Here is a 15720-nt window from a genome sequence, read left to right on the forward strand (position 1 = left end):
ACCGCCGGTTGCGGAAAGCGGGTGCGCCGGGCGGCGCACCCTGCGGGGCGAAGTCAGCGGCCGCCGATCACGCCGATATAGTCCGAGACCCAGCGGTAATAGGGCACGCAGGCGCCCTCGCCCAGCGAGCAGTTGGCGACCGGGGTGGTCCAGAACCGGATCTTGTCGAAGTCGTCCATGCCGTTGGCGTGGCAGCTTTCCGCCGTCGACATGCCCGACCCGTCGGTGCAGGCCGCGGGGACCGAGGGGTTGGCGCCGAACCAGACCGCGAGGTCGGATTGCAGGTTCGACGACAGCGTGTGCTCCATCCACATGTAGGCGCAGTTCGGGTTCTGCGAGTCGACATGCATCATTGTGGTGTCGGCCCAGCCGGTCGCGCCCTCCTCGGGGATCACGCTGGCGACGGGCTGGCCGTCGGCCTTCAGCAGGTTGACCTGGAACGGCCAGGAGCCGGAGGCGACCATGCCCTCGTTCTTGAAGTCGTCGATCTGGATGAAGGCGTCGTGCCAGTAGCGGCTGACCAGCCCGCGCTGGCCGCGCAGCAGGTCCAGCGCGGCCTTGTATTGGTCCTCGGTCAGTTCGTAGGGGTTCTTGATCCCCAGTTCCGGCTTGTGCGCCATCAGGTATTGCGCGGCGTCGGCGATGTGGATCGGCCCGTCATAGGCCTGCACCCGGCCCTTGTTCGACTGGCCGTCGGGCAGGGTCTGCTCCTCGAACACCACCGACCAGGAAGTGGGCGCCTCCTTGAACACCTCGGTGTTGTAGAGGAGGACGTTCGGCCCCCACATGTAGGGCACGCCGTAATGCACCCCGTCCACCGTGTGCCAGGAGGCATCCTTCAGCCGGTCGTCCAGGTTCTTCCAGGACGGCACCAGGTCGATGTTCACCGGCTGGACCTTGCCGCCCGCCACCAGCCGCAGCGAGGCGTCGCCGCTGGCCGTCACCAGGTCGAAGCCGCCCTCGTTCATCAGCGCCACCATCTCGTCCGAGGTGGCGGCGACCTTGACGCTGACCTTGCAGCCGGTCTTCTCCTCGAATTTCGTCACCCAGTCAAAGGCCGGGTCGGTCTCGCCGCGCTCGACATAGCCGGCCCAGGCGACGATGTTCAGCGCGCCCTCGCCGGCGCCGATCTCGGTCATCTGGGCGAAAGCGGGCGAAAGGCCGGTCAGGACGCCAAGCGCCGTGGTGGCCATGAGCTTCATGGTTTTCATCTCGAACTCCCTGTTCTGTGGCCCGCGGCGGCGCGGGACGTTCTGTGGCCCGCGGCAGCTGCGGGACGCCGGATTTCCGGTCATGCGGGAAGGTTAGGAAAGGCGGCAGTTTTCGCAATAACAAAACGTGGATGCCTGCAATCGGTTTTCCCGATGAGAAATTCCGGTCTCCCCGGCGGCGCGGGATGTGCTAGGCTGCAAGCGACACTTGCGGGAGGGCGCCATGAAAGCCTTGTTCGGTGCGGTGTTCATGGTGACCGTGGTGATGACGGGCGGGGCGGCGCTGGCCTGCAGCCAGCCCGCGGGGGCGGCCGGGATCGAGGCCGATCTGGCCGGCTGGATCAACGCCGAGCGGACGAAGAAGGGCCTGTCGAAGCTGGGCAACTCGGGCAGCCTGAAGAAGGCGGCGCTGGCCCATGCCTGCGACATGATCAAGCGCGGCTTCTTCTCGCACGAGGGGCCGGGCGGGCCGAACCTGCAGAAGCGGCTGCGCACGGCCGGCTATTCCTACAAGGCGGCGGTCGAGAACATCGCCAAAAGCTCGGCCGGGGGCGCCGAGCCGGCGAAACGGCTGTGGCGGAAATCCAGCGGGCACTGGAACAACGTGCTGAACCGCAAGATCGACGAGATGGGCGTCGCGGTTGCGACGGACGGGACCAGCGTCTTCTACGTCTTCGTCGGCGGCAGGAACTGACCGCTAGCGGCTGGCAATGGCGGACTGGGCCGAGCGGATGAAGTTGTGCGCCGGGCGCGACAAGGGCGTGCCGCGGCGCCAGGCCAGCCCCACCTGCACCGAGGGCAGGTCGCCCGAAACGTCGCGGATCTCGATCCGGTCGCCTTCCAGCGACCAGGGCCGGTAGACCAGGCTGGGCAGAATGGCGAGGCCGGCGCCGGTGGCGACAAGGCTGCGCACCGCCTCGACGCTGCGGGTGCGGAAGGCGATCTCGGGCTTCACCGGCAGGGCGGCGGTCAGGCGGCGGGTCGATTCCTCGATCTCGTCCACCATCAGCTGGATCAGCGGCTGGCCGGCCACATCCTCCAGCGCGATGGCCTCCTGCTGCGCCAGCGGATGGCCGAGCGGCAGCCAGAGCCGATAGGGCGAGACCAGCAGCGTCTCGACATGCAGCGCGGTGCGGTCGCGCACCGACGAGGTCAGCATCACCGCCACGTCCAGCTCGCCGCCGATCAGCAGGTGCTGCAGGTAGTCGCCGTTGTCCTCGATCACGTTCAGCTCCACCCGCGGATGGGCGCGGCGGAAGCGGGACAGGATGTCGGACAGCACATAGCCGGCAACCAGCGAGGTAACGCCCAGCGACAGCCGGCCGCGGGCGGTTTCGGCCTCGTCGCGGAAGGCAGACCGGGCGGTGGCGACATCGGCGAGGATCTGGCGGGCGTGGCGCAGGAAGGCGCTGCCCTTGTGGGTGATCTCCAGCCCCCGTGCCTGCCGGTCGAACAGCGAGACGCCGAGGTCGTCCTCCAGCGCCCGGATCGCCTCGGTGACCGAGGATTGCGAGATGGAAAGGGCGCGGGCGGCCCCGGTGACCGATCCCGCCTCGGCCGCGGCGATGAAGAACTGCAACTGGCGCAGGGTGAAGGCCATGGTCAGGCGGGGCGGGACAGGGTCATGTCCTGATCCTGACTCCGAATCTTGGCGGCGAGAAGGGTGATCAGGTCGGACCGCGTGACGATCCCGGTCAAGAGCCCGCCCTCGACGATCGGCACGCTTTGCTGGTGGCCGTCGGACAAGAGCGGCAGCAGGTCGACCAGGCCCGCCGTGGGCGGCAGGGCGACGGCAGGTTGCGCAAAGTCGGTGGCGGTCAAGGAGGGGTCGGCCTCGATCAGGTCGCGGTCCTGGATGATGCCGAGGAAATGGCCGGCGGCATCGCGCACCGGCAGGGTGTTGAAGCCGTGGCGGCGGAAGGCCAGCGCGATCTCGTGCTCGGAGGCGCCGGGAGACATGGCGATCACGTCGCGCGACATCACGTCGGCGGCGGTCAGCCCGCCCAGATGGCGGGCGGTGGCCTCGGCCTCAGCCGCCTCCAGCGCGCGGCCGAGGTCTTCGGGGCCGAGGTTGGGCGACAGCCGCAGCCGGGTCAGGATGGTCTGCAGGTCCTCGGCTCGCAGGCCGAGACGGCGCTCGGCCGCCGGGTCGGCGGTGCCGTGGGGGCTGGCGGACTGCCGGAACGGATAGACCCGGCCGGTCAGCCGGTTCCAGACCAGCCCGCAGATCACCAGCAGCACCGCGCCGTCCGCCACTGGCGACAGCGCGTAAAGCGGCCCGGGCAGCGCGGCGGGATCGGCGGTCAGCGCGATCAGCAGCGCCAGCGCGCCGGCGGGCGGGTGCATGGCGCGGAACAGCGCCATCATCAGAATCGCCCCGCAGACCGCCAGTCCGGCGGCCAGAAGCTGCGCCGCCGGCAGGCCCTGCGGCACGGCATGGACCGCCGCCACCGCCACCAGCGCCGAGACCACGCTGCCCGCCACCACCGACCAGGGCTGCGCCAGCGGAGAACTCGGCACCGCGAAGATCAGGAAGACCGAGGCGCCGAAGGGCGCGATCAGCGCCGGCACCGGCCCGCCCGGCAGTTGCCCGAGCAGCAGCCCGGTCAGCAGCAGCGCCAGCCCTGCCCCCAGGGCGGCGCGCAGGATGTCGCCCGCGCCGGGGCGCGGCATGGCGGGCCCGAGGCCGCGGAGGATGCGGTTCATGCCGCGGCCCCTTCGGGCCAGACGCCACGGTCCAGCAGCACCCACCCCTCGCCCGGCGGCGGAGGCGGGTCCGCGCCCTCCTCCCAGAGCCAGAGCTGCACATGGTCGGGCCGCGCGGGGGCATCGGCGGCGGCGAGGATGCGCCAGTCCAGCCGAAAGCCCTCATCCAGCAGCCCCTCGGCGTAGAAGGCGATTTCCTCGGCCTCCAGTTCCTCGGTCGGCTCACTTGGCCAGCCGCCGGCTTCCCAGAACACCAGCGCCTCCACCTCCGGGTCGCGCTGCGCCAGCCGGGCGAGCGGGGCAAGGAAGGCCTGGGCGGGGGTGGGCACGGGACGGACAGCGGCCATGGGGCATCCTTCGGAATCGGGCGCGCAAATTGTGGGGAGGGACGGTTTGCGTCAAGGCCGGGATATGACGGAAATCCCGCGGTTTCCGACATCCGCCTCAGCGGCGGGTCAGGGCGATGCGCAGCAGGCAGCGCTCCATCAGCGCCATGCCCGGCGCGCGGGAGGACGACCGCAGCGTCAGGTCGGCCTCGACCAGCTGGGCGATGGCGCCTTCCAGCGCCTTCAGCGGCCAGCCCTTCGCCTGCGCCTGCATCTGGTCGCGCCGGGGGCCGAAGGCGCGGGCCTTCATCAGCCCGGATTGCAGCCCGCCCGGATCGGTGACGGCGATGTGCAGGCCGCGGAAGTGCCGCAGCGCGCCGATGCAGATGGTGACCGGCAGCACCCCCTGCCCCTCGATCCGCCGCATCAGCAGGCCGAGGTCCCGCGCCCGCCCCTCGGCGGCGGCGCGGATCAGCTCGTCCACCTGGGTGTCGATGGTGGCGGGGGCCATGGCGGCGACTTCCGCCGGGGTCAGCTCGGTCTCGTCGCCGTGCTTGTAGAGCGCGATCTTCTCCAGAGTCTGGCGGAAGTCGCCCGGATCCAGCGCGCGGGAAAGCGTGGTAAGGTCGGCCATGGCGGGGCCGGAGATGCGGGTCAGGCCGGCCTTGCGCAGCTCCGCCTCGATCTCCTCGCGCGAGGGCGGCTCGTCGTAAAGCCCGATGCAGACCGCGTTCGGCGCCTTCTCGAACAGGCCTTTCAGGCTGTTCTTGCCCGGCAGCGCCCCGGCCGCGACGACGATGTTGGCGTCGCCCGGCTTCCATTCGGCCAAAGCGGTGGCGATGGTCTCGGTCAGCCCCTCGGTCGCATCCTCGACGAAGGCGACGCGGGGGCCGGGGAAGAAGCCGACCTCCTTGATCGCGTCCAAGAGCAGCGAGGCATCCTTGCGCAGGTCGGCGGCGGCGATGCGGGACAGCCGCATCTCGCCCTCGCCCGCCGGGCCGATCAGGGCGGCCACGGCCTCCTGCCGCTTCAGCGCCACCCGCATCGGATCGGCGCCGAAGATCAAGAGGCCCGCGCGCGCCGGATCGGGCCGGGCGCAATAGCGCGCGGCCTCGGCGCCCTTCAGGATCACGGCAGTTTCGCCGCCTCGGCGATCAGCCGGGCGACGACCTGATCGGCCAAGAGCCGCATCAGCCGGAAGGCCGCGTCTTCCTCCGCCGCCAGCCCGGCGACGGTGGACCCGGTGGCGGCATAGGCGGTGAAGCTCTGCACCCGCCCGCCGGTGATCCGCTGCCCGGTCGCGGCGTCGGAAAGCGTCCAGTCGATGGCGCCCTTCAGGTTGTAGCGGGTGATCCGGTTGTCCGGGGTGATGCCGACGCCCACCGATTCCGTGGCGATGGAATAGGCCAGGTCGTAGCGGTGCACCTCGGTCCGGCCGAGGCGTTCCTCGATCCGCTCCACGAAGTCGAAGCCGTTCTTGTCGGAAGGATCGGCCGCCCGCACCGCGCCGGTCAGCCGCGTCGCCGCGCCGCCCGGCGCATAGGCCGGGGTGAAGCCGCAGGCGGCAAGGGCCAGCGGCATCAGGAGAAGGCTGCGGCGGCTATGCGACGACATTGATGATGCGCCCCGGCACGACGATGATCTTCTTCACCGGGTTTCCGGCAAGGAACTTGATCACATCCTCGTTCGCCAGCGCCAGCTTTTCAACCTCCGCCCCGGGCATGTCCTTCGGCACGCTGATTTCCGCCCGCCGCTTGCCGTTGATCTGGATCGGCAGCGTCACGCTGTCGTCCACCAGCAGCGCCGGGTCGGCCTTGGGCCAGGGCGCCTTGGCGCAAAGCCCCTCGCCGCCCTGATGGGCCCAGATCGATTCCGCGATATGCGGGGTCATCGGCGACATCAGCCGGGCGAGGGTGCGGATCGCCTCCTTCATCACCGGGGTGGAGGCATCGGCACGGGCGATGGTGTTGGTGAAGGCATACAGCGCGGCGATGGCCTTGTTGAAGGCGAAGCCGTCGATGCTGCGGGTGACCTCGTCGACGGCCCGGGCGGTGGCCCGGCGCAGGTCGTCGTCCGCCGCGCCCTTGTGGTCGGCCGGCATCTGGCCGATGCGGTCGCAGAGGCCCCAGACGCGGGACAGGTGCTTGTAGGCGGCTTCCGCTCCGCTGGCGGTCCATTCCACGTCGCGCTCGGGCGGGCTGTCGGACAGCACGAACCAGCGCGCGGTGTCGGCGCCGAAGCGGGCGATGATGTTCATCGGATCGACGACGTTCTTCTTCGACTTCGACATCTTGGCCGAGGGCACGACCTCGACCAGAAGTCCCTCGTCACTCAGGCCCTGGATCCAGGCATCCACGTCGGCGATCGTGTCGGCCTCGGGCGGCGGCACATCGCCCAGCACGACGACCCTGCGGTCGGCCACGGCAAGAACCGTCACGTCCTCGGGCAGGTGATAGACCGGGCGGCCCTTGTCGTCGGTGGTCCTGTAGATCTCGTGCGTCACCATGCCTTGGGTGAACAGCGCATCGAAGGGCTCGATAGCCTTCTGCGGCAGGTGGCCGGTCTTGTGCATCGCCCGGGCGAAGAAGCGGGAATAGAGCAGGTGCAGGATCGCGTGCTCGATGCCGCCGATATACTGGTCGACGTTCATCCAGTAGGCGGCATCCTCGGCCACGGTCGGAGTGGCCGCGCGGGGCGCGGTGAAGCGGGCGTAATACCAGGACGAATCCACGAAGGTGTCCATGGTGTCGGTCTCGCGCTTCGCCGGCGTGCCGCAGGCCGGGCAGGGCACGTCGCGCCAGGTGGGATGGCGGTCCAGAGGATTGCCGGGCTGGTCGAAGCTGACGTCATACGGGAGTTCGACCGGCAGGTTCTGCTTCTTCTCCGGCACCACGCCGCAGGCGGGGCAATGCACAACCGGGATCGGGCAGCCCCAGTAGCGTTGCCGCGAAATCCCCCAGTCGCGCAGGCGGAACTTGGTGACGCCCTTGCCGTAGCCGTTCGCTTCGGCATGGGCGATGGCGGCGGCGACGCCCTCGTCGCCGGTCTGCACCTCCGGTCCGGCGAAGCCGCGGACGTAGCGGACGCGCTCGGATTTCATCGGCACGTAGGCCTCGGCCAGCGGCGCCTCCTCGGTGCCTTCGGCGACGAAGACCGGCGGGATCGGCAGCCCGTATTTGCTGGCGAAGTCGAAGTCGCGCTGGTCATGCGCCGGGCAGCCGAAGATGGCGCCGGTGCCGTAGTCCATCAGGATGAAGTTGGCGATCCAGACCGGCAGTTCCCGATCCGGGTCCAGCGGGTGTTTCACCCGGATGCCGGTGTCGTAGCCGATCTTCTCCGCCGTCTCGATCTCCTCGGCCGAGGTGCCGCCGCGGCGGCATTCCGCCACGAAGGCCGCGACCTTGGGGTCGCCCTCCAAAGCCTTCGCCAAGGGGTGATCCGGCGAGATCGCCGCGAAGCTGGCCCCCATCAGCGTGTCCGGCCGGGTGGTGTAGACCTCCAGCCGCTCGAATCCCTCCGGCGCCCCCACCGTCTCGAACGCGAATTGCAAACCGCGCGACTTGCCGATCCAGTTGGCCTGCATCAGCCGCACCTTCTCGGGCCAGTTCGCCAGCCCGTCCAGCGCCGACAGCAGCTCCTCGGAATAGTCGGAGATACGGAAGAACCACTGCGTCAGTTCCCGCCGCTCCACCGGAGCGCCCGACCGCCAGCCCTTGCCGTCGATCACCTGCTCGTTGGCCAGCACGGTCATGTCCACCGGGTCCCAGTTGACCACCGCCGCCTTGCGGTAGACCAGCCCGGCCTCCAGCATGTCGAGGAACATCGCCTGCTGCTGGCCGTAGTATTCCGGGTCGCAGGTCGCCAGCTCGCGCGACCAATCGATGCTCAGCCCCAGGGGCCGCATCTGCGCCTTCATGTCGGCGATGTTGCCGTAGGTCCAGTCCTTCGGATGGCCCCCCCGCTCCATCGCCGCGTTCTCGGCCGGCATCCCGAAGGCGTCCCAGCCCATCGGGTGCAGCACAGAGAAGCCGCAGCTGGCCTTGTAGCGCGCCACCACGTCGCCCATGGTGTAGTTGCGCACATGCCCCATGTGGATGCGGCCCGAGGGATAGGGGAACATCTCCAGCACGTAATACTTCGGCTTCGACGGATCGCGGCGCGCGGTGAAGGCCCCGGCCTCCTCCCATGCGCTCTGCCATTTGGGTTCGATCACCGAGGGATCATAACGCGACATCGACGGGCCTCATGCAGGATTCAGCGGCCGGATTACACCGGCTGAACAGGCAAGGTCCACCCCTGCCCATTTTCTGTCTCCAAATATCCCGGGGGTGCGGGGGCTGGCCCCCGCTGCGCCGTCAGAGCTTGGAATCGCGGATGCGCAGCTGCCGCGCGCGGGTCAGGATCGCGTCCTCGACCGCCCGCTGGGTTTCCACCGAGACCGGCCCGCCGCCCCGCGACTGCAGGGCGACCTTCAGGCTGCGGGCGTCCAGCGCCGGATCCTGCACATAGATCGTCGCGCGATAGGCGCGGCCGCCGCCAGGGGGGGTGCCGTAGCCGGTGACGATGACGCCGGTGAAGGGGTCCACCGATTCGATGGGCAGGAAGTTCAGCACTTCCAGGCTGGCCTGCCAGAGATACTTGTTCACCTCGACCGTGGTGTTCGGGTCGTCGGCGTTGGAGAACAGGTCCCAGATCGTGCTGCGCCGCTTGTCCTCGCCGCTCGCCTTGGCGATGGCGGCGCGCTTCTCGTCGGCGGCCTGCCGGCTTTCGAACTCGCCCTCGGTGATCACGCCGTCGCGCGCGCCGCCGAACAGGCCCGAGCCGCCGCCGCCGCAGCCCGCAAGAACCAGAAGAACGGCCATCGCCAGGGGTGCGCTGACAAGGTTCGACAGGGACATGCGGCCTCCGAGTGCTTTCCGGCTGTCTAGCCCGTCCGCCGCAGGCGAACAAGGCTTTTCCCCAGCAGCGTTACGCGCGGGCGCGGGCGCGTTGGCCCGTATAGACGGCCCGGCGGTGGGGGAAACCCGACTGTGACATGTCTGCACCATCGCCCGCGGGATTCCCGGCAGCCCCGGCCGTCGCCGTTGCAATCCCGGCGGCATCGGACGAAATACGACCCATACCCAATTCGGATTCCCCTGAGTTGGGCATCCTTGAATCAACGAGGGAAAACGATGAAGAAAGTTCTTCTTGCTACCACGATGCTGGCGGGCACCGCCGGCTTCGCTTCCGCCGAAGTGGCGATCTCGGGCTACGCCGAAATCGGTATCTGGGACAACGGCGTTACCGACGTGCAGTTCTGGCATGACCTTGACGTGACCTTCACCATGACCGGCACCACCGACGGCGGCCTGGAATTCGGTGCCACGGTCGACCTGGACGAAGCTGGCAACCTGGGTTCGTCGACCCATGACAACGGCGGCGAAGTCTGGGTTTCGGGTGCGTTCGGCAAGCTGACCATGGGTGACACCGATGGCGCGCTGGACTGGGCCCTGGCCGACATGGACGGCGGCATGACCTCGATCGCCGACGACCACTCCACCTACACCGCCTGGTTCGGCGGCTCGGATATGGACGGCAATGGCGCCCACGACAACCAAGTCGTCCGCTACGAGAACACCTTCGGCAATGTCGGCTTCGCGATCTCGCTGGAGCAGAACGATAACGGCCTGGTCGTCGGCGCTCTGGACCCGACCATCGGCGTCGGTGTGAAATACACCGCCGACATGGGTGGCACCGACGTGGCTCTCGGCCTCGGCTACCAGCAGACCGAAGACGCTGGCGGCAAATTCTCCGCCGTCGGTGTGTCGGCTGCGGCGCAGATGGCTGGCGGCTTCGGCGGCAAGATCGGCTACATCAAGTTCAACGACTCGAACTGGGACAGCCACCTCGGCCTGGAAGTTTCCTACAAGTCGGGCCCGATCGGCGTTGCCGTCAACTACGGTAAAATCGATTATACCGCTGGCGGCGACGTCGACGGTTGGGGCGCTGTCGCCAACTACGATCTGGGCGGCGGTGCCGTCGCGATGTTCGGCTACGGCGACGACGAAGATGCCGGCGGTGTCCGCACCTGGTCGCTGGGTCTCGGCCTGTCGTTCTAAGTCGAACGATCACCTGATCGGGAAAGGGCGGGCCATTGGCTCGCCCTTTTCCTTTCCGGCGCTTGCTTTCCTTTGCCCGCGCGCCCCGCTAGGGTGCGGCCGAGCAGAAAAGGACGGATGGCACATGCCCAAGGCCCCCACCCACGCCCCCTCGGCCCGGGACATCAAGGACAGCTATGCCCGCGGCATGGCGGCGATGCAGGCGGGCAAGCCGGGCGAGGCCCTGCAGATCTTCGGGGCGATCCACGACGCCAACCCCCGCATCCCGGAGGTGGAGTTCCAGATCGCCCGCCTGTTCACCGCCACCGACCGCATCGACCGCGCCCTGTCCCATGCCGCCGCCGCCGCCGCGCTGGCCCCCGCGCAACCCGCGGTCTGGGCCGCTTTCGCCGAAGCCGTGGCGCTGGACGGCGGGACCGAGCCGCGCAGGGAGTTCCTGCGGTTGCTGAACGCCTCTCCCCTGCCGCCGCCGCAGAAGGCCGCGCTGGCCGACCGTTTCGGCGCCGGGGCCAAGGGCACCGTCCCGGCCGGCGGGCAGCCGGTGAAACAGGCGCTGGCGCGGATGACCAGCCTTTTCAACGGCGGCAAGGCCAAGGAAGCCGAGGCCGAGGCCGCCCGTCTGCTGGCCCAACATCCCGATTGCGCTATGGCCCACAGCATCCGCGGCTCCGCCCTCGCCGCCCTCGGCCGGGCCGAGGAGGCGCGCAAATCCTGGCGCGCCGCCGTCGCCCGCGCGCCAGACCTGTTGCAGGCGCTGGCCGGTCTCGGTCTCCAGGCGGTGACCGACGGCAAGCCCGCCGCCGCCCTGCGCTGGCTGGACCGCGCGCTGGCACTGGCGCCCGACTCGGTCGAGGTGCAGCGGGCGCGCGGCAATGCGCTGACCGCGCTCCGCGACTATCCCGCCGCCCATGCCGCCTTCGCCGAAGTGGCGCGGCTGACCAGGCGCAAGGCCGCCCTGCCGCTGATGATGCTGGCGCAGGCCGCCAGCCACCTTGGCCGCGACGACGAGGCCGAGGCCACCTACCGCGAGGCGCTGGCGCTGGAGCCGGGCAATGCCGCCATCCGCGGCGCCTTCGCGGTGTTCCTGCAGGGCCTCGGCCGCTTCCCCGAAAGCGAGGAGCAGCTTCTCGCCGCCATCGCCGCCGCCCCGGGGATGGGAGAGCCCTACCGGCTCTACTACGCCTCGCACAAGGCGCAGGCCGGGGAGCCGATGCTGGCCGAGATGGAGCGCCATTTCGCCGATCCGGCGACCGGCGACACCGACCGCCGCTCCTTCGGCTTCGCCATCGCCAAGGCGCTGGAGGACGTGAAGGACCACGCCCGGGTCTTCGACTTCCTCGACCCCGCCAACGCCCTGATGCGGAAGGCGCACCCCTACGACATCGCCGAGCGCGAGCGTCAGGTCGAGCAGCTGATGGCGGCCATGGAGGGGATGGACTGGACCCGCCGGGTCGAGGGCACGACCGACGCCGCGCCGATCTTCGTCACCGGGATGCCGCGCTCCGGCACCACGCTGGTGGAGCAGATCATCGCCAGCCACTCCCGTGTGACCGGGGCGGGGGAACTGGCGGACAATACCATCTCGGCCATGCGGCTGCTGCCGGGAGCGGGCGGCAGGCTGCGGCCGGCCACCGCGATCCCCGACGAGGACTTCGCCCGGCTGGGGCAGGACTACGCCGCGATGATGCGCGAGCGGTTCCCCGAGACGCCGCAGATCACCGACAAGTCGATCCAGACCTACCTGACGCTCGGCCTGATGAAGCTGGCGATGCCGAACGCCCGTTTCATCGTGGTCCGCCGCGACCCGCGCGACACCCTGCTGTCGATCTACAAGAACGTCTTCCCGGAAGGCACGCATCTCTACGGCTACGACCAGGTGGACCTTGCGCGGCATTACACCACCTTCACCCGCATGGTGGAATTCTGGCGCAAAAGGGTGCCGGGCTGGTTCTACGAAGTGCAATACGAGGCGCTGGTGGAAGAGCCGGAGGCGCAGAGCCGCGCGCTGATCGCCGCCTGCGGGCTGGAGTGGGAGGATGCCTGCCTGAACTTCCATCAGAACACCCGCAAGGTGGAAACCCTGTCGGTGTTCCAGGTGCGCCAGCCGATCTCGAAAGGCTCGGTCAAGGCCTGGGAACGCTACGGCGACCGGCTGAAGCCGATGCTGGACCAGCTGCGGCGCGACGGGCATATCGGGGAGTGACGATGGGACTGGCGGAAATCGCGGCCCGGATGCGGGCGGCCGAAGCGGCGGCGGGGCGGGCGGAAGGCTCGGTCCGGCTGATCGCGGTGTCGAAGGTGCAGCCGGCGGAGCGGGTGGAGGCGGTGCTGGACGCCGGCCATCGCCTGTTCGGCGAGAACTACGTGCAGGAGGCGGCCGGGAAGTGGCCGGCCTGGAAGGCGCGGTTCCCGGGGGTGGAGCTGCACATGATCGGCCCCTTGCAGACCAACAAGGCCAAGGTGGCGGTGGAACTGTTCGACGTCCTCCATACCGTCGACCGGCCCTCGCTGGCCGAGAAGCTGGCCCGGCTGGCCGATTCCCGCGGGGTCTCGCCGCAGTTGTTCGTGCAGGTGAACACCGGGGAGGAGCCGCAGAAGGCCGGCGTGCTGCCCGCCGACGCCGATGCCTTCGTGGCCGCCTGCCGCGGCATGGGCCTGCCGGTGGTTGGCCTGATGTGCATCCCGCCCGAGGGCGAGGACTCCGCCCCCCATTTCGCCCTGCTGAAAGCGATGGCCGAGCGGAACGGGTTGACCGGCCTGTCGATGGGGATGAGCGGGGATTTCGAAAGCGCCATCGCCCATGGCGCGACGCATGTCCGGGTGGGCAGCGCCATCTTCGGGGAACGGGATTACGCCCGGTAGGGCGGGGTTCACCCCGCCTACGCCCGGACCACCAGCCGGCACCCCGGCGCGATCCGCCGGGCGATCCACAGCAGGTCCTCGCGCGCAAACGCCACGCAACCCGCCGTGGGCGCTCCCGGGCGGCGCCAGATGTGGACGAAGATCGCCGAGCCGCGGCCGGGAACCGCCCGGGGGAAGTTCCAGTCGGTGTAGAGCACCAGATCGTATTGCGGATCGGCCCGCCGCAGCGCCTCGTGCGAGAAGCGGTGCGGCGCCCGGACCGGGTGGTTGTAGCGCGGATCGGCCGGATCGTCCGACCACAGGTCGCGCGGCCCGATGGGCCGCAGCCAGCCCGGCACCTGCCGCCGCGCCAGCCGGTCGGGCCGGTAGAAGCCGCCGAGGATGCGGTGCACCCCGGCCGGGGTGGCGCCGTCGCCCTCGCGCTTGTCGCAGGTGGTGCCGGAGCGGCCGATGGAACAGGGAAACCGGCGGCCGAGGAACAGCGCGCCCATCGGCGTGACCACCAGGTCGCCCCTCACAGCAGATGCCCGGATTTCGCCGCCTTCACCGCCAGATAACCGGCGTTCTCGGCCGTCAGGCCCACCTTCAGCGGCACCCGCTCCACCACCTTCAGCCCGCAGCTTTCCAGCATCGCCACCTTGCGCGGGTTGTTGGTCAAGAGCCGCACCTGTGCGAAGCCCATCTTGCGCAGGATCTCGGCGCCGATGCGGAAGTCGCGCTCGTCGTCCTCGAACCCCAGGCGGTGGTTGGCCTCAACCGTGTCGAAGCCCTGGTCCTGCAGGGAATAGGCGCGCATCTTGTTGGCCAGGCCGATGCCGCGGCCCTCTTGGTTGAGGTAAAGCAGCACCCCCGCCCCCGCCTCGCCCATCTGCGCCAGCGCCGCGCGCAGCTGCGGGCCGCAGTCGCATTTCAGGCTGCCGAGGACATCGCCGGTGAAACAGGCCGAATGCAGCCGCGCCAGCACCGGGGCGGCGCGGTCGGGCCGGCCGACCTCGATGGCGTAATGCTCGTCGCCGCCGTCCTCGGGCCGGAAGATGTGGACGCGGCCGGCGCCGGCGGCGGCCATCGGCAGGCGGGCGGCGACCACTTCCTCCAGCGGCGACAGCCGCGCCAGTTCGGCCGCGATCTCGTCCAGCCGCAGGAAGGTGAGGCCGTGGTCAGCGGCCAGCGCCAGCGGATGCTCCACCCGCACCAGCAGGGCGGCGGGCAAGAGCCGGGCCGATTTCGCCAGCAGCAGCGCGGCGCGGTGCAGCGCGGGTGAGCCATCGCGCAGCGGCCGCAGCGGGCCCTTCATCGGCACCCGCAGGTCGTCGGCCGGATCGGCCAGCGCCGACAGCCAGTCCAGCGCCGCGCGCTCGGGCAGGGCGACGCGCAGCAGGTCGCCGTCATAGGGCGGGGTCTTCAGCGTCTCGGCCCTCCGGGCGGTCAGCGCCAGCTCGGGCTGGCCGAAGCCGCGCAGCGCATCCAGCCGTGCCGGGTCCAGGGACTCCACCGCCACCGCCAACGCGGACTCGCCGCCGCCGGCCAACACCACCGGCACGCCCATGCGCAGGTCGCCCCGCGCGCGGGTCAGCCGTTCCAGGATGGAGGGGCCAAGCGTCATGTCCCCTGTGTAGGCCGCATTTCGCCGGACCGGAAGCCCGGCCGGACAGGACCCGGAGATGACAATCCTGAAACATTCCCGCGCCCACCGACACGACGGCGTGAGCGGATTGTCACGACTCTTGCCGGAGTTGCGACTGGCGCGCATCTGATCCCCGAAGACACGGAAACGGAGACCGCAATGGCCCAGCTTCGCAAAATCCTTCTGGTGGACGACGACGACGACCTGCGCGAGGCGCTGTCCGAGCAACTGGTGATGACCGAGGATTTCGACGTGTTCGAGGCCCGCACCGGCGCCGAGGGCATGGAGAAGGCCAAGGCCGCGATCTACGACCTGGTGATCCTGGACGTGGGCCTGCCCGACACCGACGGGCGCGAGCTGTGCCGGCGGATGCGCAAGGCCGGGGTCAAATGCCCGGTGCTGATGCTGACGGGGCATGATTCGGACGCCGATACCATCCTCGGCCTCGACGCCGGGGCGAACGACTATGTGACGAAGCCGTTCAAGTTCCCGGTCCTCCTGGCCCGCATCCGGGCGCAGCTGCGCACGCATGAGCAGTCCGAGGACGCGATCTTCCAGCTGGGTCCCTATACCTTCAAGCCGGCGCAGAAGATGCTGGTCGACGAGAAGGACAAGAAGATCCGGCTGACCGAGAAGGAGACCAACATCCTGAAATACCTCTACCGCGCGCAATCGGGCGTGGTGGCGCGGGATGTGCTCTTGCACGAGGTCTGGGGCTACAACGCCGGGGTGACCACCCATACGCTGGAGACCCACATCTACCGCCTGCGCCAGAAGATCGAGCCCGATCCTTCCAACGCACGGCTGCTGGTGACGGAAAGCGGCGGATACCGGCTGGTCGCCTGACTGCCGTATTGTTGCCGAATTCACTAGTTATTAGCATCCGGACA

The 15720-nt window shown here is 69.5% G+C and carries 15 protein-coding genes; 5 read left to right on the plus strand and 10 right to left on the minus strand.

The features are described from left to right. Positions 1-53: 53 nt before the first annotated feature. Entirely contained in the window at positions 54-1211 is a 1158-nt protein-coding gene (locus G5B31_RS01410) for an ABC transporter substrate-binding protein (RefSeq protein WP_165013052.1), read from the minus strand. A gap of 223 nt (positions 1212-1434) precedes the next feature. On the opposite strand from G5B31_RS01410, the gene G5B31_RS01415 reads away from it, so the two are divergent. Next, complete coding sequence (locus G5B31_RS01415; RefSeq protein WP_165013054.1) at positions 1435-1905, plus strand: CAP domain-containing protein; 471 nt, start codon at positions 1435-1437, stop codon at positions 1903-1905. A gap of 3 nt (positions 1906-1908) precedes the next feature. Here the strand turns inward: G5B31_RS01415 and G5B31_RS01420 are convergent, their stop codons facing one another. The 7 genes from G5B31_RS01420 to G5B31_RS01450 all read right to left on the minus strand — a co-directional run bounded on the left by G5B31_RS01420 (position 1909) and on the right by G5B31_RS01450 (position 9141). Then, complete coding sequence (locus tag G5B31_RS01420; RefSeq protein ID WP_165013056.1) at positions 1909-2811, minus strand: LysR family transcriptional regulator; 903 nt, start codon at positions 2809-2811, stop codon at positions 1909-1911. Positions 2812-2813: 2 nt separating this feature from the next. Continuing rightward, on the minus strand, positions 2814-3917 hold the full coding sequence (locus G5B31_RS01425; RefSeq protein WP_165013058.1) for an HPP family protein: 1104 nt from the start codon (positions 3915-3917) through the stop codon (positions 2814-2816). Beyond that, complete coding sequence (locus G5B31_RS01430) at positions 3914-4264, minus strand: hypothetical protein (protein ID WP_165013060.1); 351 nt, start codon at positions 4262-4264, stop codon at positions 3914-3916. Before G5B31_RS01430 ends, G5B31_RS01425 begins: the two co-directional genes overlap by 4 nt. A 97-nt stretch (positions 4265-4361) precedes the next feature. After that, positions 4362-5375 (minus strand): DNA polymerase III subunit delta, encoded by a 1014-nt coding sequence (gene holA / locus G5B31_RS01435; protein WP_165013063.1) that lies wholly within the window; start codon positions 5373-5375, stop codon positions 4362-4364. Continuing rightward, positions 5372-5857, minus strand: coding sequence for an LPS assembly lipoprotein LptE (gene lptE / locus G5B31_RS01440; RefSeq protein ID WP_165013065.1), 486 nt, complete (start codon positions 5855-5857; stop codon positions 5372-5374). The genes holA and lptE overlap by 4 nt, the downstream gene beginning before the upstream one ends. Continuing rightward, on the minus strand, positions 5844-8477 hold the full coding sequence (leuS, locus tag G5B31_RS01445; protein ID WP_165013067.1) for a leucine--tRNA ligase: 2634 nt from the start codon (positions 8475-8477) through the stop codon (positions 5844-5846). The genes lptE and leuS overlap by 14 nt, the downstream gene beginning before the upstream one ends. A gap of 121 nt (positions 8478-8598) precedes the next feature. Beyond that, positions 8599-9141 carry a DUF3576 domain-containing protein gene (locus G5B31_RS01450; RefSeq protein WP_165013069.1) on the minus strand — a complete coding sequence of 181 codons (543 nt, stop codon included), beginning with the start codon at positions 9139-9141 and terminating at the stop codon, positions 8599-8601. A gap of 276 nt (positions 9142-9417) precedes the next feature. Between G5B31_RS01450 and G5B31_RS01455 the strand changes: the two genes are divergently transcribed. From G5B31_RS01455 to G5B31_RS01465, 3 genes are all read left to right on the plus strand, one after another. Beyond that, on the plus strand, positions 9418-10344 hold the full coding sequence (locus tag G5B31_RS01455; RefSeq protein WP_165013071.1) for a porin: 927 nt from the start codon (positions 9418-9420) through the stop codon (positions 10342-10344). Positions 10345-10468: 124 nt separating this feature from the next. Next, on the plus strand, positions 10469-12547 hold the full coding sequence (locus G5B31_RS01460; RefSeq protein ID WP_165013073.1) for a sulfotransferase: 2079 nt from the start codon (positions 10469-10471) through the stop codon (positions 12545-12547). A 2-nt stretch (positions 12548-12549) separates the two neighbouring features. Then, positions 12550-13206: a YggS family pyridoxal phosphate-dependent enzyme gene (locus tag G5B31_RS01465; RefSeq protein WP_165013075.1), complete on the plus strand. Its 657-nt coding sequence runs from the start codon at positions 12550-12552 to the stop codon at positions 13204-13206. A 17-nt stretch (positions 13207-13223) separates the two neighbouring features. Here the strand turns inward: G5B31_RS01465 and G5B31_RS01470 are convergent, their stop codons facing one another. Then, on the minus strand, positions 13224-13697 hold the full coding sequence (locus G5B31_RS01470) for a L,D-transpeptidase (protein ID WP_165013741.1): 474 nt from the start codon (positions 13695-13697) through the stop codon (positions 13224-13226). Positions 13698-13720: 23 nt separating this feature from the next. Beyond that, entirely contained in the window at positions 13721-14809 is a 1089-nt protein-coding gene (gene ribA / locus G5B31_RS01475) for a GTP cyclohydrolase II (RefSeq protein ID WP_165013077.1), read from the minus strand. A gap of 180 nt (positions 14810-14989) precedes the next feature. Between ribA and G5B31_RS01480 the strand changes: the two genes are divergently transcribed. Further along, positions 14990-15676 (plus strand): response regulator transcription factor, encoded by a 687-nt coding sequence (locus G5B31_RS01480; protein ID WP_165013079.1) that lies wholly within the window; start codon positions 14990-14992, stop codon positions 15674-15676. Positions 15677-15720 lie beyond the last annotated feature (44 nt).

Origin of the sequence: Rhodobacter sp. SGA-6-6 (genome assembly GCF_011043545.1) — a bacterium.
Lineage (GTDB): Bacteria > Pseudomonadota > Alphaproteobacteria > Rhodobacterales > Rhodobacteraceae > Pseudogemmobacter.